18 protein-coding genes and 1 tRNA gene are annotated in these 18,805 nt (G+C 71.5%); 1 reads left to right on the top strand and 18 read right to left on the bottom strand.

Annotated features, from left to right (window positions below; all coding sequences use genetic code 11):
* A partial coding sequence (locus ESO86_RS02540) for a PEP/pyruvate-binding domain-containing protein (protein WP_422836468.1) occupies positions 1 to 277 on the bottom strand: 277 nt, incomplete at its 3' end.
* Positions 278 to 354: 77 nt separating this feature from the next.
* The gene (locus tag ESO86_RS02535; protein WP_129233325.1) at positions 355 to 960 is read right to left on the bottom strand and encodes an ANTAR domain-containing response regulator; all 606 of its coding nucleotides are present in this window, start codon (positions 958 to 960) and stop codon (positions 355 to 357) included.
* A 37-nt stretch (positions 961 to 997) separates the two neighbouring features.
* On the opposite strand from ESO86_RS02535, the gene ESO86_RS02530 reads away from it, so the two are divergent.
* Positions 998 to 1,083: transfer RNA gene (locus tag ESO86_RS02530), tRNA-Leu, on the top strand.
* A gap of 89 nt (positions 1,084 to 1,172) precedes the next feature.
* Here the strand turns inward: ESO86_RS02530 and pyk are convergent.
* From pyk to ESO86_RS02450, 16 genes are all read right to left on the bottom strand, one after another.
* The gene (gene pyk, locus ESO86_RS02525; RefSeq protein ID WP_129233324.1) at positions 1,173 to 2,588 is read right to left on the bottom strand and encodes a pyruvate kinase; all 1,416 of its coding nucleotides are present in this window, start codon (positions 2,586 to 2,588) and stop codon (positions 1,173 to 1,175) included.
* Positions 2,589 to 2,656: 68 nt separating this feature from the next.
* On the bottom strand, positions 2,657 to 4,114 hold the full coding sequence (locus tag ESO86_RS02520) for a glutamate synthase subunit beta (RefSeq protein ID WP_129233323.1): 1,458 nt from the start codon (positions 4,112 to 4,114) through the stop codon (positions 2,657 to 2,659).
* Between the two features lie 50 nt (positions 4,115 to 4,164).
* Positions 4,165 to 8,688, bottom strand: coding sequence for a glutamate synthase large subunit (gene gltB / locus ESO86_RS02515; protein ID WP_129233328.1), 4,524 nt, complete (start codon positions 8,686 to 8,688; stop codon positions 4,165 to 4,167).
* Between the two features lie 166 nt (positions 8,689 to 8,854).
* Entirely contained in the window at positions 8,855 to 9,844 is a 990-nt protein-coding gene (gene lgt / locus ESO86_RS02510; protein ID WP_242492169.1) for a prolipoprotein diacylglyceryl transferase, read from the bottom strand.
* Between the two features lie 65 nt (positions 9,845 to 9,909).
* Complete coding sequence (gene trpA / locus ESO86_RS02505) at positions 9,910 to 10,695, bottom strand: tryptophan synthase subunit alpha (protein ID WP_129233322.1); 786 nt, start codon at positions 10,693 to 10,695, stop codon at positions 9,910 to 9,912.
* Positions 10,692 to 11,897 (bottom strand): tryptophan synthase subunit beta, encoded by a 1,206-nt coding sequence (gene trpB / locus ESO86_RS02500; RefSeq protein ID WP_129233321.1) that lies wholly within the window; start codon positions 11,895 to 11,897, stop codon positions 10,692 to 10,694. The genes trpA and trpB overlap by 4 nt, the downstream gene beginning before the upstream one ends.
* A gap of 1 nt (position 11,898) precedes the next feature.
* Positions 11,899 to 12,669 carry an indole-3-glycerol phosphate synthase TrpC gene (gene trpC / locus ESO86_RS02495; RefSeq protein WP_129233320.1) on the bottom strand — a complete coding sequence of 257 codons (771 nt, stop codon included), beginning with the start codon at positions 12,667 to 12,669 and terminating at the stop codon, positions 11,899 to 11,901.
* A 3-nt stretch (positions 12,670 to 12,672) separates the two neighbouring features.
* Entirely contained in the window at positions 12,673 to 12,903 is a 231-nt protein-coding gene (locus ESO86_RS02490) for a DUF6704 family protein (protein WP_129233319.1), read from the bottom strand.
* 33 nt (positions 12,904 to 12,936) lie between these two features.
* Positions 12,937 to 13,683, bottom strand: a complete 747-nt coding sequence (locus tag ESO86_RS02485; RefSeq protein ID WP_129233318.1) for a Trp biosynthesis-associated membrane protein — start codon at positions 13,681 to 13,683, stop codon at positions 12,937 to 12,939.
* Positions 13,680 to 15,221 carry an anthranilate synthase component I gene (locus tag ESO86_RS02480; protein ID WP_129233317.1) on the bottom strand — a complete coding sequence of 514 codons (1,542 nt, stop codon included), beginning with the start codon at positions 15,219 to 15,221 and terminating at the stop codon, positions 13,680 to 13,682. Before ESO86_RS02480 ends, ESO86_RS02485 begins: the two co-directional genes overlap by 4 nt.
* Positions 15,218 to 15,646 (bottom strand): phosphoribosyl-AMP cyclohydrolase, encoded by a 429-nt coding sequence (gene hisI / locus ESO86_RS02475; protein WP_129233316.1) that lies wholly within the window; start codon positions 15,644 to 15,646, stop codon positions 15,218 to 15,220. Before hisI ends, ESO86_RS02480 begins: the two co-directional genes overlap by 4 nt.
* Positions 15,643 to 16,404: an imidazole glycerol phosphate synthase subunit HisF gene (gene hisF, locus ESO86_RS02470; RefSeq protein WP_129233315.1), complete on the bottom strand. Its 762-nt coding sequence runs from the start codon at positions 16,402 to 16,404 to the stop codon at positions 15,643 to 15,645. The genes hisI and hisF overlap by 4 nt, the downstream gene beginning before the upstream one ends.
* 10 nt (positions 16,405 to 16,414) lie before the next feature.
* Positions 16,415 to 17,254: an ATP phosphoribosyltransferase gene (gene hisG, locus ESO86_RS02465; RefSeq protein ID WP_129233326.1), complete on the bottom strand. Its 840-nt coding sequence runs from the start codon at positions 17,252 to 17,254 to the stop codon at positions 16,415 to 16,417.
* A 46-nt stretch (positions 17,255 to 17,300) separates the two neighbouring features.
* The gene (locus ESO86_RS02460) at positions 17,301 to 17,564 is read right to left on the bottom strand and encodes a phosphoribosyl-ATP diphosphatase (protein ID WP_129233314.1); all 264 of its coding nucleotides are present in this window, start codon (positions 17,562 to 17,564) and stop codon (positions 17,301 to 17,303) included.
* A complete protein-coding gene (gene rpe, locus ESO86_RS02455; RefSeq protein WP_129233313.1) occupies positions 17,561 to 18,253 on the bottom strand; it encodes a ribulose-phosphate 3-epimerase in 693 nt (230 codons plus the stop codon). Before rpe ends, ESO86_RS02460 begins: the two co-directional genes overlap by 4 nt.
* 31 nt (positions 18,254 to 18,284) lie before the next feature.
* Positions 18,285 to 18,805 (bottom strand): RsmB/NOP family class I SAM-dependent RNA methyltransferase (locus ESO86_RS02450; RefSeq protein ID WP_479722776.1); only part of this gene is annotated, 521 nt, incomplete at its 5' end.

Here is an 18,805-nt window from a genome sequence, read left to right as displayed (position 1 = left end):
CGCGCGGCAGGGCGGCCGGATCGTCGACCGCCGCAGCCGCGGCACGGAAGCCGTCGACCAGCCGGCCGCGGATCCCGGCGTGCTCGATCGCCTCGAGGTAGGCCTCGGCCGTCACCACGAAGCCCGGCGGGACGGGCAGGCCCGCCGCGGTCATCTCGCCGAGGTTCGCCCCCTTGCCGCCGACGGATGCCGCGTCGCCGAGGCGCACGTCCTCGAAGCGGGTGACCAGGGTGGACGTGACATCGTGCAGCATGGTGCGCTCCGGTTCGCTCGGCACCCGGGCCGCGTCGCCCCGGTGCGCACACATCCTGCCCGCGAGCGGGCGCGCCGGCGTAGGGCCGGAGGGCCCACGGCCTACTTCTTCGGCGCGAGCTGCTCGATGATCGCCTGCGAGACGTCCTTCATGGTGAGGCGCCGGTCCATCGAGGCCTTCTGGATCCAGCGGAACGCCTCGGGCTCGGTGAGCCCCATCTTCTCGTTCAGCAGGCCCTTCGCACGGTCGACGAGCTTGCGGGTCTCGAAGCGCTCGACGAGGTCGCCGACCTCGGCCTCGAGCGCGATGATCTGGGCGTGGCGGGCGAGCGCGATCTCGATCGCGGGAAGCAGGTCGTTGGGGGTGAACGGCTTGACGACGTACGCCAGCGCGCCCGCCTCGCTCGCACGCTCGACGAGTTCCTTCTGGCTGAACGCGGTCAGCAGGACGACCGGGGCGATGTGGCCCTTCGAGAGTCGCTCCGCAGCCGAGATGCCGTCGAGCTGCGGCATCTTCACGTCCATGATGACCAGGTCGGGTCGCAGTTCGGTCGCGAGCTGGACCGCGGTCTCGCCGTCGCCGGCCTCGCCGACCACCTCGTAGCCGTTGTCGCGCAGGATCTCGACGATGTCGAGGCGGATGAGCGACTCGTCCTCCGCGACGACGACGCGACGCGGAGCCGGCTGGGTGTCTTCGGTGTCTGTCACGCTGAAAAGCCTACGGTATTCTGGCCGGGGCCCTGAGGCCGGTGTGGCGGAATGGCAGACGCGGAGCACTCAAAATGCTTTGCCCGTGAGGGCGTGTGGGTTCGACCCCCACCACCGGCACCATCCGGTCGGATGCCCCGGTCGGCGCCGTCCGAGCACGCCGAACGGCCCGGCCGCATCGAGCGACCGGGCCGTTCGGACGGACCGTCGGGTCAGAGCACCTCGCCGACGATGTGCACGCGCACGTCGTTGGTCGTGCCGGGGATGCCGGGAGGGGAGCCCGAGATGATGACGACCTTCTCGCCCACCGAGGCCTTGCCCGTCTTCTCGAGCACCTCGTCGACCTGGCCGACCATCTGGTCGGTGTGGGTGACGCGATCGACGACGTACGACTCGACGCCCCAGTAGAGCGCCATGCGGCGACGGATCGCGGGGTCGGGCGTGAACGCCAGGATGGGGATCACGGAGCGGATGCGCGCCATCCGCCGCACCGACTCGCCGGTCTCGGTGAACACGCAGAGGTACTTCGCCTCGACGAAGTCGGCGACCTCGACCGCCGCCAGCGTGATCGCGCCGGACTGCGTGCGGGGCTTGGTGCCGAGCGGGGGGATGCGGTCGAGTCCGTGCTTCTCGGTCGACTCGACGATGCGGGACATGGTCTTCACGGTCTGCACCGGGTACTCGCCGACGCTCGTCTCGCCGGACAGCATGACCGCATCCGCGCCGTCGAGGATGGCGTTCGCGACATCCGAGGTCTCGGCGCGCGTCGGCACCGGAGAGTGCGTCATCGACTCGAGCATCTGCGTCGCCACGATCACCGGCTTGGCCAGCCGGCGCGCGATCTCGACGGCGCGCTTCTGCACGATCGGGACCGCCTCGAGGGGCAGCTCGACGCCGAGGTCGCCGCGAGCGACCATGATGGCGTCGAACGCCTCGATGATGCCCTCGAGCGCGTCGACGGCCTGGGGCTTCTCGATCTTCGCGATCACGGGAAGGCGCCGGCCCTCCTCCGACATGATCTGGTGCACGCGGTCGATGTCGGCCGCATTGCGCACGAAGGAGAGCGCGATGAGATCGGCACCGAGCTTGAGCGCCCAGCGCAGGTCGGCCTCGTCCTTCTCGGAGAGTGCCGGCACGTTCACCGCGACGCCCGGGAGGTTGATTCCCTTGTTGTTCGAGACCGGTCCGGCCACGACGACCTTGGTCGTGACGACGGTGCCGTCGGTTTCGAGCACCTGGACGCGGACCTTGCCGTCGTCGATGAGGAGGTGGTCCCCCGCCTCGACGTCGTGCGGCAGGCCCTTGAAGGTGGTGCCGACGATCTCCTTCGTCCCGAGGATCTCCTCGGTCGTGATCTTGAAGATGTCGCCCTCGGCGAGCTCGTGCGGCCCGTCGGCGAACTTGCCGAGCCGGATCTTCGGCCCCTGGAGGTCGACGAGCACCGCGACCGACCGACCCGAGTCGTTCGCCGCCTTCCGCACGTTCTGGTAGACGCCCTCGTGGACGTCGTAGCTGCCGTGGCTGAGGTTCATCCGCGCGACGTCGATGCCCGCATCGATGATCGCGCGGATCTGCTCATAGCTCGATGTCGCCGGCCCGAGGGTGGCGACGATCTTCGCTCTTCTCATGTGCTGTGTGCTCCAGGGGTTGCGCGCCGAAGCGCTGGATCGGGGTCTGAGGGCGCCGTCTGCGCCGGTCACACGGCGAAGGCTCGCGCCGTCGCCGGGATGGGGCTCGGCAGCTGCGTCTCACCTTCAAGGTACCGGTCGACGGATGCCGCCGCAGCCCGTCCCTCGGCGATGGCCCAGACGATGAGCGACTGCCCGCGGCCCGCGTCGCCCGCGACGAACACGCCGGGCTCCTCGGTCGCGTAGTCGTCGCCGCGCGCGAAGTTCCCGCGCTCCGTCGGCCGGAGGCCGAGCTGGTCGGTCGCCGCCTCGGTCTCCGGGCCGGTGAAGCCGAGGGCGAGCAGGACGAGGTCGGCCGGGATCTCGCGCTCGGTGCCCGCCTTCGGCACGCGGCGACCGTCGAGGTACTCGGTCTCGGCGACGCGGATCGCGCGGACCTCGCCGACGTCGTTCGCGAGGAACTCCACCGTGGAGGCGAGGTACTGCCGCTGGCCGCCCTCCTCGTGGGCGCTCTGCACCTCGAACACGTTCGGGTGCATCGGCCACGGCTGGTCCGCCGTCCGGGTCGTGCTCGGCTGCTTGCCGATCGCGAGGTTCGTGACGGAGAGCGCACCCTGGCGGTGGGCGGTGCCGATGCAGTCCGCGCCCGTGTCGCCGCCGCCGAGGACGACGACGTGCTTGCCCTCCGCGCTGATCTGGTCGAACACGTCGTCGCCCGCGACCACGCGGTTGGACTGCGTGAGGAACTCCATGGCGAAGTGCACGCCGGGCAGGTCGCGACCGGGGATCGGCAGGTCGCGGGGCACGAGTGCGCCCGTCGCGACCACGACGGCGTCGTAGCGCCGGCGCAGTTCGTCCCACGAGAGGTCGACGCCGATCTCGACGCCGGCGCGGAAGCGGGTGCCCTCCGCCGTCATCTGCGCGAGCCGCTGCTCGAGGTGCTTCTTCTCCATCTTGAAGTCGGGGATGCCGTAGCGCAGCAGGCCGCCGATGCGGTCGTCCCGCTCGTACACCGCGACCGTGTGGCCGGCGCGCGTGAGCTGCTGCGCGGCCGCGAGGCCGGCGGGGCCCGAGCCGACGACCGCGACGGTCTTGCCGGTGAGGCGTCCCGGCGGCTGCGGCTGCACCCAACCGCTGCCGAACGCCTGGTCGATGATCGAGACCTCGACCTGCTTGATCGTGACGGCCGGCTGGTTGATGGCCAGGACGCACGCCGACTCGCACGGTGCCGGGCAGAGTCGTCCGGTGAACTCCGGGAAGTTGTTCGTCGCGTGCAGTCGCTCGATCGCGGCGCGGCCCTCGCCGCGCCACGTGAGGTCGTTCCACTCGGGGATCAGGTTGCCGAGCGGGCACCCCTGGTGGCAGAACGGGATGCCGCAGTCCATGCAGCGGCCGGCCTGACGTCGGAGCTGGGCGGAGTCGCCCTGCTCGTAGACCTCTTTCCAGTCCATGATGCGCACCGGGACGGGGCGACGCTTGGGAAGCTCCCGCTCGGTGACCTTCAGAAAGCCCTTCGGGTCAGCCACCCGTCACCTCCATGCAGTCGTTCGGGACCGTGCGGCAGGGCGTCTCGCGCTCAGCCACCGGTCACCTCCAGGATGCGGCTCCACACGACGTCGCCGTCGGGGTCGAGACCCTCGTCGACGGCGCTCTGTCGCGTCCGGAGCACCGCGGCGTAGTCGCGCGGAAGCACCTTCGTGAAGCGGTCGAACGCGGCGTCCCCCTCGGCGAGGAGGGTCGCGGCGACCGCCGAGTCCGTGTGCTCGAGGTGCTGCTCGAGCAGGTCGCGGACGATCTCGTGGTCGGCGCTGCCGAGCTCGTGGAGCTCCAGCTCGCCGCTCGAGAGCGACTCGCGGTTGACCTTGACCTCGGCGAGGTCGAGCACGTAGGCCGTGCCGCCCGACATGCCCGCGCCGAGGTTCCGACCGGTCGGGCCGAGGATCAGGGCGAGTCCGCCCGTCATGTACTCCAGCGCGTGGTCGCCGACGCCCTCGGCGACGGCGGTCGCCCCCGAGTTGCGGACGAGGAACCGCTCCCCCACGATGCCGCGGATGAACATGCTCCCCTGCGTCGCGCCGTACCCGATCACGTTGCCCGCGATCACGTTGCGCTCCGCGACGAATCCCGCCTCGCGCGCCGGGCGCACGATGATCTGCCCGCCCGAGAGGCCCTTGCCGACGTAGTCGTTGGAGTCGCCCTCGAGACGCAGTCGGATGCCGCTCGGGAGGAACGCGCCGAGCGACTGGCCGGCGCTGCCGGTCAGCGTCACGTCGATCGAGCCCTCGGGCAGCCCCTGGGCGCCGTGCCGGACGGTGACCTCGTGCCCGAGCATCGTGCCCACGGCGCGCTCGGTGTTCCGGACCGGCAGCTCGATCTCGACCCGGCCGCCCTGCTCCAGGACGAGCGAGCTCCGGCGGATCAGCTCGTTGTCGAAGTGCTCGTCGAGCTCGTGGTCCTGTCGACGACCGTTGCGACGCGGCTCGGAGTCGGAGAAGTCGGGACCGACGAGCACGGGCGTGAGGTCGAGGCCGGAGGCCTTCCAGTGGTGCACCGCGCGCTCGACGTCGAGGAGCTCGCGGCGGCCGATGATCTCGTCGAGCGAACGGTAGCCGAGCTCGGCGAGGTACTCGCGCACCTCCTGCGCGATGAACTCGAAGAAGTTCACGACGAACTCGGGCTTGCCCGTGAAGCGCTTGCGCAGCTCCGGGTTCTGGGTCGCGACGCCGACCGGGCACGTGTCGAGGTGGCAGACGCGCATCATGACGCAGCCCTCGACGACGAGCGGCGCGGTCGCGAAGCCGAACTCCTCGGCCCCGAGCAGCGCGCCGATCACGACGTCGCGGCCCGTCTTGAGCTGCCCGTCGACCTGGACGACCACCCGGTCCCGCATGCCGTTCAGCATGAGCGTCTGCTGCGTCTCCGCCAGGCCGAGCTCCCACGGCGTTCCCGCGTGCTTCAGCGAGTTCAGCGGGCTCGCGCCGGTGCCGCCGTCGTGGCCGGAGACCAGGATGACGTCGGCGAGGGCCTTCGCCGTACCGGCGGCGACCGCCCCGATGCCCGACTGGCTCACGAGCTTGACGTGCACCCGGGCGCCCGGGTTCGCGCGCTTGAGGTCGAAGATCAGCTGCTTGAGGTCCTCGATCGAGTAGATGTCGTGGTGCGGCGGCGGCGAGATGAGGCCCACGCCCGCCGTCGCGTGCCGCGTGCGCGCGACCCACGGGTAGACCTTCGTCGGCGGCAGCTGCCCGCCCTCGCCGGGCTTGGCGCCCTGGGCGAGCTTGATCTGGATGTCGTCGGCGTGCGTGAGGTACATGCTCGTCACGCCGAAGCGGCCCGAGGCGACCTGCTTGACCGCGCTGCGGCGCTCCGGGTCGAGCAGGCGGTCGAGGTCCTCGCCGCCCTCTCCGGTGTTCGACCTCGCGCCGAGCCGGTTCATGGCGATCGCGAGGGTCTCGTGCGCCTCCTTCGAGATCGAGCCGTAGCTCATCGCGCCCGTCGAGAAGCGCTTGACGATCGACTCGACCGGCTCGACCTCGTCGATCGGCACGGCAGGGCGCACCCCGGTCCGCAGGGCGAACATGCCGCGGAGCGTCATGAGCTGCTCCGCCTGCGTGTCGACCAGGTCGGTGTACTCGCGGAACACGTCGTAGCGGCGGTTGCGCGTCGAGTGCTGGAGGCGGAAGACCGTCTCGGGGTTGAAGAGGTGCGGCGAGCCGTCGCGACGCCACTGGTACTCGCCGCCGGTCTGCAGCCGTTCGTGCGCCCGCACCGCGACATCCGCCGGGTAGGCCACGGCGTGACGCGACCGGTTCTCGTCGGCGATCACGTCGATGCCGACGCCGCCGAGCTTCGAGGTCGTGCCCGTGAAGTACTCGTCGATGAACTCCTGCGAGAGCCCGACGGCCTCGAAGGCCTGGGCGCCGGCGTACGACGCGATGGTCGAGATGCCCATCTTGGACATGATCTTCAGCACGCCCTTGCCGAGGGCGGTGATGACGTTGCGCACCGCCTGCTCGGGGGTGATGCCCGTGAGCACGCCCGAGCGGACGAGTTCCTCGCACGTCTCCATCGCGAGGTACGGGTTCACGGCCGATGCGCCGTAGCCGACGAGGAGTGCCACGTGGTGCACCTCGCGGACGTCGCCGGCCTCGACGACCAGGCCGACTTTCATGCGCGTCTCGGAGCGGATGAGGTGGTGGTGCACCGCCGAGAGCATGAGCAGCGACGGGATCGGCGCGAGGTCCTTGGTCGTGTCGCGGTCGCTCAGGACGATGAACGACGCGCCCTCCTCGATCGCCTCGTCGACCTCGCGGCAGAGCTCCTCGATCCGCTCCCGGAGGCCGGCGTCGCCCTCGTCGACGCGATAGAGCCCTCGGAGCGTCCGCGCGGCACGGGCGCCGGACGGCGCGGTCATGTGCACGATCTTCGCGAGCTGGTCGTTGTCGATGACCGGGAAGTCGAGGGACACCTGCCGGGCGTGCTCGGGCCCCGCGGTCAGCAGGTTCCGCTCCGGCCCGAGCGAGGTCGACAGCGAGGTGACGACCTGCTCCCGGATGGAGTCGAGCGGCGGGTTCGTCACCTGGGCGAACTGCTGGGTGAAGTAGTCGAAGAGCAGGCGCGGCCGCTGCGAGAGCACGGCGATCGGGGTGTCGGAGCCCATGGCGCCGATCGGCTCCTGGCCGACCTTCGCCATCGGCGCGAGGAGGACCTTGACCTCCTCCTCCGTGTACCCGAACGTGCGCTGCCGGCGGTTGACGGAGGCCGGCGGGTGCACGATGTGCTCGCGCTCCGGCAGGTCCGCGAGGCGGATGCGGCCCTCGTCGAGCCAGTCCTGCCAGGGGGCGGATGCCGCGAGCTCGGCCTTGATCTCGTCGTCCTCGATGAGGCGGCCGGCCTCCGTGTCGACGAGGAACATCCGACCGGGCTGCAGGCGGCCCTTGCGCACGACGCGGCGCTGCGGGAGGTCGATGACGCCGATCTCGCTCGCGAGGACGACGAGCCCGTCGTCGGTCACGAGGTAGCGGCCGGGACGGAGCCCGTTCCGGTCGAGCGTCGCGCCGACGAGCGTGCCGTCGGTGAACACGATCGCCGCCGGGCCGTCCCACGGCTCCATGAGCATCGAGTGGTAGTCGTAGAACGCCCGTCGCGCCGGGTCGATCTCGGCCTGCTTCTCCCATGCCTCGGGCACCATCATCATGACGGCGTGCGGAAGGCTCCGGCCGGCGAGGGTGAGCAGTTCCACGACCTCGTCGAACGATGCCGAGTCGCTCGCCCCGGGCGTGACGATCGGCATGACCGGGCCGAGGTCGCCCAGGACCTCGGACTCGAGCTGCGACTGACGCGCGCGCATCCAGTTGCGGTTGCCCTGGATGGTGTTGATCTCGCCGTTGTGCGCGATCATCCGGAACGGCTGCGCGAGCGGCCACGACGGGAACGTGTTCGTCGAGTACCGCGAGTGGACGAGCGCGAGCTTCGAGGCGAACCGCTCGTCGGAGAGGTCGGGGTAGAAGGGCTCGAGCTGCAGCGTCGTGACCATGCCCTTGTAGACGAGCGTGCGGCACGACAGCGACGCGAAGTACAGCTCGAGCTCGCGCTCGGCGCGCTTGCGCAGCCGGAACGTCAGGCGGTCGAGGGCGATGCCCGTGACGTGGGCGCCCTCCGAGGTCGTCGCGGAACTGCGAACGTAGATCTGCTGGACGACCGGCATCGCGGCCCGCGCGAGCGTGCCGAGCTCGTCGGGCCGGACGGGGACCTCGCGCCATCCGAGGACCTCGAGGCCCTCTGACGCCGCGATCCGACGCAACTGCTGCTTGACCTGGCTGCGAGCCGTCGGGTCGACGGGCAGGAACGCGTTGCCGACCGCGTAGGCGCCCGCCTCGGGGAGCGGGAAGTCCACGACCTCGCGCAGGAACGCGTCGGGCACCTGCGTGATGATGCCCGCCCCGTCGCCCGTGCCCGCGTCGGAGCCGACCGCGCCCCGGTGCTCGAGGTTCCGCAGCGCGTCGAGCGCCGCGGTGATGATGTCATGCCCTGCGGTGCCGCGCAGGGTCGCGACCATCGCGAGCCCGCAGGCGTCCTTCTCGGCGGCAGGGTCGTACATGCCCTGTGCGGGCGGGGTCAGACCGAACCTGGAGTGGGGAGGGGGAAGCGACACGTTGGACCGTCCTCGGTATCTCGGTGGCAACGGGGACGTCGTCGGCCCACGATGGAGGATACGCGGCGCGAGGTGCGGCGCAGCGATGGGGAACGCGGTATCGGCGTGGCCCCTATTCGGAGGCCGAGCGGCTCGAGCTTGTGGCAGCCGGCTCGCCGTGTGCGTTCTCGCCCTCGACGCCATCGTCGAGAGAGTCGGTGTCGGACTCGGTGTCGTCAGAGTCTACCTCAGCATCGGCCGGCACCCATTCACGCCCGGGACGGTACACGCTCGGCTCGATCCCGGTGTGGCGGCGGCTCTGGACGACGATGATGACGATGCCGATGATGATCGCAGCGAACGATGCCCAGACGTTGGAACGGATGCCGAGGAACATCTCGCTCGGGTCGACGCGGATCGTCTCGAAGACGGCCCGGCCCGCGCCGTACCAGATGAGGTAGGCGCCGAACATCTTGCCCCAACGGAGGCGGAACGTGCGCTCGAGGCCCAGCAGGACGACGACGCCGAGGAGGTTCCACACGATCTCGTAGAGGAACGTCGGGTGGAAGAGCGTGCCCTCGGGCAGGCCGGCCGGGAAGGCCGGGTTGTCGCTGCCGATCTCGAGGCCCCAGGGCAGGTCGGTCGGCCAGCCGAAGAGCTCGTGGTTGAACCAGTTGCCGAGGCGGCCGACGGCCTGCGCGACGAGCAGGCCCGGGGCCAGCGCGTCGGCGAAGGACCAGAAGCGGAGCCCGGTGAGGCGGCAGGCGATGATGACGCCGACCGCGCCGCCGATCAGCGAGCCGTAGATGGCGTTGCCGCCCTCCCAGATCGCGAAGACCTTCCACCACTCCTGACCGGCGAAGTAGTCGTCGGGGTGCGTGAACACGTGGTAGAGCCGCGCGCCGATGATGCCGAGCGGCACCGCCCAGAGCACCACGTCGAGCACGATCCCCGGCTCGGCGCCGCGCTTGGTGAGGCGGCGCGAGGTGATGATCGTGGCGAGGATGATGCCCGCGAGGATGCACAGCGCGTACATCTGGATGTTGAGCGTCAGTCCGAAGACGGGGATCTCCAGCGTGCGCCACGCCGGGTCGGGGCTCGGGATGCTGAGCGGTGCGATCACGCCGGGCTCTGCCTTTCGTCGATGCTGCGGGGCGCGCCGTGAGGGGCGGCCTCGTCGAGACTACTTCACTGTCGAGACGTGCCGCGCGCGAGCTCCGCCGCGAGTGCGCCGGCCGCGTCGACCCCGCCGTCGGCGAGGGCCTTCACGAGCGCCGAGCCGACGATCGCGCCCTCCGCGTACTCGAGGACCTCGGCGACCTGCTCCGCGGTGGAGATGCCCACGCCGACGCAGCTGGCCTTCGAGCCGGCGTCGCGGAGCCGGCCGACGAGCGTGCGTGCGGCCCGGTCGACGTCGGTGCGTGCGCCGGTGATGCCCATCGTGGAGACCGCGTAGACGAACCCTCGGCTGGCGTCGATCGTCTTCCGGAGTCGCGCGTCGGTCGAGGTCGGTGCCGCGAGGAACACGCGGTCGAGCCCGGTGCGCTCGGATGCCGCGATCCAGTCCGCGGCCTCGTCGGGGATGAGGTCGGGCGTGATGAGTCCCGCTCCCCCGGCCGCGGCGAGGTCGTCGGCGAACCGGTCGACGCCGTACTGCACGACCGGGTTCCAGTAGGTCATGAGGAGCACCGGCGCATCCACGCGCTCGGTGACGCGCCGGACCGCCTCGAACCCGTGCCCCAGCCGGAACCCGCCGGCGAGCGCCTGCTGGGTGGCCGCCTGGATCACGGTGCCGTCCATGACGGGGTCGGAGTACGGCAGACCGAGCTCCAGGACGTCGACGCCGTTCTCGACGAGCGCGACCGCCGCGTCGACGCTCGCGTCGAGCGTGGGGAAGCCGACGGGCAGGTAGCCGATCAGCGCGCCGGCCGCCTCCTCGTTGCGCCGGGCGATGACGTCGCCGACGTTCCTCACCGCTCGCCTCCGTCGTACAGCCCGAAGTATCGGGCGGCGGTGTCCATGTCCTTGTCTCCGCGACCCGAGAGGTTCACGAGGATCGTGGCATCCGACCCGAGCTCGGTGCCGAGCTCGAGCGCGCCCGCGAGCGCGTGCGCCGACTCGATGGCGGGGATGATGCCCTCGGTCCTCGTGAGCAGGCGCAGCGCCTGCATCGCGTCGTCGTCGGTCACGGCCCGGTAGGTCGCGCGGCCGAGGGCCGCGAGCCACGAGTGTTCGGGACCGACGCCCGGGTAGTCGAGCCCGGCCGAGATCGAGTGCGACTCGATGGTCTGGCCGTCGTCGTCCTGGAGCAGGTAGCTGCGCGCGCCGTGGAGCACGCCGGGGCGTCCCTTCGAGATGGTCGCCGCATGCCGCGGCGTCTCGACGCCCTCGCCGCCCGCCTCGAAGCCGAAGAGCGCGACGTCGGCGTCGTCGAGGAACGCGTGGAAGATCCCGATCGCGTTCGACCCGCCGCCGACGCACGCGGCGACCGCGGTCGGCAGGGCGCCCGTCAGGTCGAGCACCTGCTGGCGCGCCTCCTCGCCGATGATCTTCTGGAAGTCGCGGACCATCTCGGGGAACGGGTGCGGGCCGGCCACCGTGCCGAAGATGTAGTTCGTCGTCTCGACGTTCGTGACCCAGTCGCGCATCGCATCGTTGATCGCGTCCTTGAGCGTGCGCGAGCCCGTCTTCACGGCGACGACCTCGGCACCCAGCAGGCGCATGCGCGCGACGTTCAGCGCCTGGCGCTCGGTGTCGACCTCGCCCATGTAGATGGTGCAGTCGAGTCCGAAGAGCGCTGCCGCGGTCGCGGTCGCGACGCCGTGCTGTCCGGCCCCGGTCTCGGCGATGACGCGCTTCTTGCCGATCCGCTTGGTGAGCAGCGCCTGCCCGAGCACGTTGTTGATCTTGTGCGAGCCGGTGTGGTTCAGGTCCTCGCGCTTGAGGATGACCCGCGCACCGCCCGCGTGCTCGGCGAAGCGCGGCACCTCGGTGATGATCGACGGTCGCCCCGTGTAGTTGCGACCGAGGTCGGCGAGCTCGTCGCCGAACGCCGGGTCGAGCTTCGCGAGCGTGTACGCCTCGGAGAGCTCGTCGAGGGCCGCGACGAGGGATTCGGGGACGAAGCGCCCGCCGAACTCGCCGAAGTAGGGACCGGTCTGGGCACGCAGGGCCATGTCACACCGCCAGGAATGCAGAGAGGTTCGAGATGGGGTCGCCCGTCACCAGCGCTTCGCCCACGAGGACCGCGTCGGCGCCCGCCGCACGGTAGTGCGCGACATCCGCCGCCGAGAGCACGGCCGACTCGGCGACCTTGATCGCCCCGTCGGGGAAGCGATCGACGATGCGGCCGAACAGGTCGCGGTCGAGCTCGAACGTGGTGAGGTCGCGGGCGTTGACGCCGATGAGCTTCGCGCCGATCCGGGCGGCGCGGTCGAGCTCCTCCGCGGAGTGCGTCTCGACGAGCGGCGTCATGCCGAGTTCGGTGATGAGCCCGTGGAGCTCGGCGAGGGTCGCGTCGTCGAGCGCGGCGACGATGAGGAGCACCATGTCGGCGCCTGCGGCGCGCGCTTCGAACACCTGGTAGGCCGTCGCGATGAAGTCCTTGCGGAGGATCGGGAGCGAGACCGCGGCCCGCACCGACTCGAGGTCGGCGAGCGAGCCGCCGAACTTGCGTCCCTCCGTGAGGACGCTGACGGCGCTCGCGCCGCCGAGTTCGTACGTCCGGGCGAGTGCGGCGGGGTCGTCGATCGCGGCGAGCGAGCCGCGCGACGGGCTCGATCGCTTGATCTCGGCGATGACCTTGACCCGGTCGGACGGGGCGAGGGCGACGAGCGCGTCGAGCGCGGCCGGACGTGCGAGTGCTGCGGCCTCGACCTCGGCCATCGGCCGGACGGCACGACGCGCTTCGGCGTCGGCGACGGCGTTCGCGGTGAGCTCGGCGAGCACGCGTCAGTGCGCCTTGGGCGCGACCTTGTCGCCGTCGACGCCGTAGCCCGCGCGGGCGAGCGCCCACCCGACCACGAGGCCGACGACGAGGAGCACCACCGACGCCCACACGAGCCACTGCACGTCGAGGAAGAAGGCGACGGTGCCGATCGTGAAGGCGAGGAGCATGATCACCACGGCCGTCCACGCCGCGGGCGAGTGTCCGTGGCCGGGGTCAACGTGCTCAGTGCTCATGGTGCTCCTTCTGTGCGGGGGTCCGGGAAGAGTCTAGCGGGTGGTCCCGGCACGCTCGTCGCCATCGGCCGGGCCGTCCGACGCGGCGTCGTGCGCGATGTCGGCAGCGCGGTCGGGTCCGTCGTCGGCAGCGCGGTCGGGCTCGTCGTCGGTCGCCGGCGCGGATGACTCGGTCGGGTCGTCGCCACGGCTCAGGTCGTCCCACGCGTCGACGGCGCGATCGGATGCCGGAACGGCGGCGTCGGCGTCGGCCGTCATCCGCACACCGCCTCCGTACCGGCGCGACGTCGGCCAGGCGCGCGCGGTCACGACGACCGTCACCCCCGCGAGGACCACGATGACGCCCCCGATCACCGCGATCGTCGGCCATGGCGACGCGACGACGTCCGCGACGAGCCCTGCGGTCGACTCGGCGCCGGCGACGCCGGTGGCCTCCGCCACCGCCGACGACACGGCCGCCACGGGGCCGGCGATCGTGATCGATGCGGCGAGCACGACGCACCCGCCGAGCAGGGCGGCGAGGAGGCCGAGCACGACCCGGATCACGGGACCCGCGATCGTGAGCGCGCCCGCGAGTGCGAACCCGGCCAACGCGAGCGCGGAGAGCGCGGGCGATGCGGACTGGCCGCTCACCTCCAGGGTCGTCGCCGAGCCCGTGGCCGCACCGTCGACGAGGGTCGCCGAGTACCAGGCCTGGCTCCAGGCGAGCAGCGCGAGCCCGGACCCGAGGAGGATTCCGAGGATCGCGAGCAGCTTCACCCGTCGCGCGTGCACGATCACGCCCGCTCGACCGGCCGCATCGCGTTCGCGACCGCGACCGCGCGGAGCGGCGCGGCGGCCTTGTTCACCGACTCCTGGTACTCCGACTCGGGGTTCGAGTCGGCCACGAGACCGCCTCCCGCCTGCACGCGCGCGACGCTGCCGATGATCGTCGCGGTGCGGATCGCGATCGCGAGGTCGGCATCGCCGCCGAAGCCGAAGTAGCCCACGACTCCCCCGTACACGCCCCGCTGTGCGGGCTCCAGTTCGTCGATGATCTCGAGCGCCCGCGGCTTCGGGGCGCCCGAGAGCGTGCCCGCCGGGAAGGTCGCGCGGAACACGTCGACCGCGTTGGCGTCGGGCGCGAGGTCGCCTTCGACGGAGGAGACGAGGTGCATGATGTGGCTGAACCGCTCGACGCGCATGAACTCGGTGACCTCGACCGTCCCGGCGGTGCACACCTTCGCGAGGTCGTTGCGGGCGAGGTCGACGAGCATGAGGTGCTCGGCCTGCTCCTTGGGGTCGGCGATGAGCTCGGCCTCGAAGTCGGCGTCGTCCTCGGGGGTCGCGCCGCGCGGCTTCGAGCCGGCGATGGGATGCGTGTAGACGCGACCGTCCTCGACCTTGACGAGCGCCTCGGGCGACGAGCCGACGATCCAGTACGGATCCCCGGCGACGTCCTCGAGGTGCAGCAGGTACATGTACGGGCTCGGATTGAGGCTGCGGAGCACGCGGTAGACGTCGATCGGGTGGGCCGTCGCCTCCTGCTCGAAGCGCTGCGAGACGACGACCTGGAAGATGTCGCCCTCGCGGATGTACTCCTTCGACCGCTCGACCGCCGCGAGGAAGTCGGCCTTCTCGGTGCGGTACCGCGGTTCGGCCGCGCGCGAGAGGTCGATCTCGGCGAGGTGCGCCTCCGCCGGCTCGGCGAGTGCCGCCTGCATGCGGTCGAGCCGTGCCTGCGCGTCGCTCCAGAGCCGGTCGGCGGGCTCGTCGCGGTCGTTGAGCACGGATGCCACGAGCTGCACGGTCCCCGTGCGGTGGTCCATCACGACGAGCTCGGACACGAACGCGAACGCCTGTCCTGGCACGTCGTAGTCGGCGGGCGGGCGGTTCGGCAGGTGCTCGATCTGGCGGATCGCCTCCCAGCCGATGAAGCCGACGAGCCCGCCGGTGAGCGGCGGGGCGCCCGGGACGTCCTCCGTCCGCCAGCGCGCGTAGAGGGACGCGAGCGCGGCGAGCGGGGCGAGGTCGTCGGATGCCTCGCCGAGGGCGCGCTCGCGCGACATCCCGTAGTCGAGCCATTCGACGCGGCCGTCGCGGTCGGTGAGGACGCCGTGGGACGCCGCCCCGACGAACGAGTACCTCGACCAGATGCCCCCCTGCTCGGCGGACTCGAGCAGGAAGGTGCCGGGGCGGCCCCCGGCGAGCTTCCGGTAGATGCCGACCGGCGTCTCGCCGTCGGCGAAGAGCTCGCGCACGACCGGTATGACGCGCCGCCCCGGCAGCAGGGTCGTGAACTCGTCGAACCGGGTCGTGGCGGTGCGGGCGGCCGTCATCGTGCTCCTCCGGGCGGCTGGTCGGGGTCGGGCGCGCCGGCGACGACCTGCAGCGGGTCGCCGTCGAAGCACGTGCGGGTGCCGGTGTGGCAGGCGACGCCGACCTGCTCGACCTGCACGAGCAGGGTGTCGGCGTCGCAGTCGAGCGCCGCCGATCGCACGTACTGCGCGTGGCCGGACGTGTCGCCCTTCCTCCAGTACTCCCGGCGCGACCGCGACCAGAAGGTGACGCGGCCCTCGGTGAGGGTCCGTCGCATGGCCTCGCGGTCCATCCAGCCGAGCATCAGCACCTCGCCCGTGTCCCACTGCTGGATGACGGCGGGCAGCAGTCCGTCGGCGTTGAACGCGGCGCGATCGACCGCGGTCGCGTCGGGCGCCCAGGCTTCCGCGTCGCGCTCGAGCTCCTCGTCGTCGTGGTAGGTCATCGCACGACCCTTCCGTCGGCGGCGAGGGCCTGCTTGACCTCGCCGATGGTGAGTTCGCCGTTGTGGAAGACGGATGCCGCGAGCACGGCGTCGGCGCCGGCCTCGATCGCGGGCGCGAAGTGCTCGAGCGCGCCGGCGCCGCCGGACGCGATCACCGGGACGCTCGAGAGCTCGTGCATGAGCCGGACGAGTTCCAGGTCGAAGCCCTGCTTCGTGCCGTCGGCGTCGATGGAGTTCACGAGCAGCTCGCCGGCACCGAGGTCGATCGCCCGGCGCGCCCAGGCGAGCGCGTCGAGGTCGGTCTCGGTGCGGCCGCCGTGGGTCGTCACGACGAAGCCCGACTCGGTGCGGTCGGACCGCTTGACGTCGAGCGAGAGCACGCACACCTGTGCACCGAACCGGTCGGCGATCTCGGCGATGAGCTCGGGGCGCGCGATCGCCGCGCTGTTCACGCCGATCTTGTCCGCGCCGTGGCCGAGGAGACGTGCGACGTCGCCCACGGAGCGGACGCCGCCGCCGACCGTGAGCGGGATGAACACCTGCTCGGCGACGCGGCGCACCATGTCGAACGTCGTGGAGCGGTCGTCGACCGTCGCCGTGACGTCGAGGAAGGTGAGCTCGTCGGCCCCCTGCTCGGCGTACCGTGCGGCGAGTTCGACGGGGTCGCCGGCGTCGCGGAGGTTCAGGAAGTTGACGCCCTTGACGACGCGGCCGCCGGCCACGTCGAGGCACGGGATCACACGGACGGCGAGGGACATGCCTTGCTCCCTACAACCGGGCGGCGTGGATCGCGCTCACGAGGATCGCGCGCGCGCCCAGCTCGTACAGGGCGTCCATGACGTGGTTCGTCTCGATCCTGGGGATCATCACGCGGACGGCCACCCACTCGGGATCGTGCAGGGGCGAGACCGTGGGCGATTCGAACCCGGGCGCCGCGGCGGTCGCCGCCTCGAGCTTGGCCACGGGCACGTCGTAGTCGACGAGGACGTACTGGCGGGCGACGAGGACGCCCTGCAGCCGCCGCACCAGGGTCTGCGTGCCGGGGCGCTCCACGCCGGAGCCGATGAGCACGGCCTCGGAGTCGAGGATCACCGGGCCGAAGATGTCCAGGCCCGCCTTCCGCAGCGTCGACCCCGTGGAGACGACGTCGGCGACGGCGTCGGCCACGCCGAGCCGAACGGCCGACTCGACGGCGCCGTCGAGCTTCACGAGCTTCGCCGTCACGCCGTGGCGGGCGAGGAAGTCGCCGACCAGGCCGGGATAGCTCGTCGCGACGCGAACGTCCTCGAGGTCGGCCAGCTCGGCGTACGCGCCGGGCGGGCCCGCGAACCGGAAGGTCGAGTCGCCGAAGCCGAGCGGGGCGATCTCGACGGCCTCGCTGCCGGAGTCGAGCAGCAGGTCGCGCCCGGTGATGCCGACGTCGAGTGCGCCGGATCCCACGTAGGTCGCGATGTCGCGGGGACGGAGGTAGAAGAACTCGACCCCGTTGCGGGGGTCGGCGACCACGAGTTCGCGTGAGTCCCTGCGGCCGGTGTACCCGGCCTCGTGGAGCATCTGCGCGGCGGTCTCGGAGAGCGAACCCTTGTTGGGCACGGCGATTCGGAGCATTCCCTGGCTTTCGTGTCGACGGAACTGATCTGCGGTCATGGCGTGATCAGAGATGTCGGTACACGTCTGCAGGCGCCAGGCCCTTGGCGAGCATCAGCACCTGCAGGTGGTAGAGGAGCTGCGAGATCTCCTCCGCCGTCTCGTCGTCGCTCTGGTACTCGGCGGCCATCCAGACCTCGGCCGCCTCCTCGACGATCTTCTTCCCGATGGCGTGCACGCCGGCGTCGAGCTGACGAACGGTGCCGCTGCCCTCGGGGCGGGTGCGGGCCTTGTCCTGGAGCTCGACGAAGAGGTCGTCGAAGGTCTTCACCCGTCCAGACTAGCGGGGTCGCGCCGGGGCTCGTGGCGGTGTGACGCGACCGCGGCGCGGAGTTCCGCGATCCGCTCCTCGGGAACGCCGCGATACACCGCGGACCCGGCGACGAACGTGTCGGCGCCGGCCTCCGCGGCGATCCCGATCGTGTCGACGGTGATGCCGCCGTCGACCTGGAGCCAGACGTCGAGTCCGGCCGCGGCCACCGCATCCGCGACGCGGCGGAGCTTCGGCATCGTCTCGGAGATGAAGGACTGCCCGCCGAACCCCGGCTCGACGGTCATGATGAGGACCTGGTCGAACTCGGGCAGGAGGTCGAGGTAGGGCGCGGCATCCGTGCCCGGCTTCAGGGCGATGCCCGCGCGCGCCCCGATCGCCCGCAGGTGCCGGGCCAGCGCGACGGGCTCGTTCACCGCCTCGGCGTGGAAGGTCACGGACGCCGCGCCCACCTCGGCGTAGCCGGGCGCCCAGCGGTCGGGGTCGTCGATCATGAGGTGCACGTCGAGCGGGATCGGACTCACCTGCTGGAGTCGCTGCACCATCGGCAGGCCGAAGGTGAGGTTCGGCACGAAGTGGTTGTCCATGATGTCCACGTGCACGAGGTCGGCGGTGCCGATCCGCCCGAGTTCCCGCTCGAGGTTCGCGAAATCGGCCGCGAGGATGCTCGGGTTGATGCGCGTCGCCATGCCGCAACCCTACCGGCGAGCGGCGACCGACTCAGCGCTTGCGCACGAGGGCGATGAACATCGCGTCGGTGCCGTGCCGGTGGGGCCACAGCTGCACCGCACGGCCGTCGCCGGCGAGGTCGAGCGGATGCCGCGCCAGTCCCTGCACGACGGCGGCCGTGTCGAGCGCCTCCGCCGCGTCGCCCCATCGATCGAGCGCGCGGCCCAGCGTTCCGTGGGTCTCGGCGGTGTGCGGCGAGCACGTGACGTACGCGAGCACGCCGCCGGGGGCGAGCGCCGCGAAGGCGGCATCCGCCAGTTCGCCCTGCAGCCGGGTCAGCTCGGCGACATCCGACGGCGACTTCCGCCACCGCGCCTCGGGACGGCGGCGCAGCGCGCCGAGGCCCGTGCACGGCGCATCGAGGAGGATCCGGTCGAAGCCGCGCTCGCCGCCGGGCGCGACGGGATCGAGCTCCCGGCCGTCGCCCACGAGGACCGGGACGTCGAGCGGGACGGGCGCGACGGCCTTCCGGACGAGCTCGGCCCGCGCGGGCACGACCTCGTTCGCGAGGA

It is taken from the genome of Agromyces binzhouensis, assembly GCF_004135055.1.
Taxonomy (GTDB): domain Bacteria; phylum Actinomycetota; class Actinomycetes; order Actinomycetales; family Microbacteriaceae; genus Agromyces; species Agromyces binzhouensis.
The sequence above is the reverse complement of the archived record's forward strand: the minus strand, read 5'-3'. Positions and strand labels throughout refer to the sequence as shown.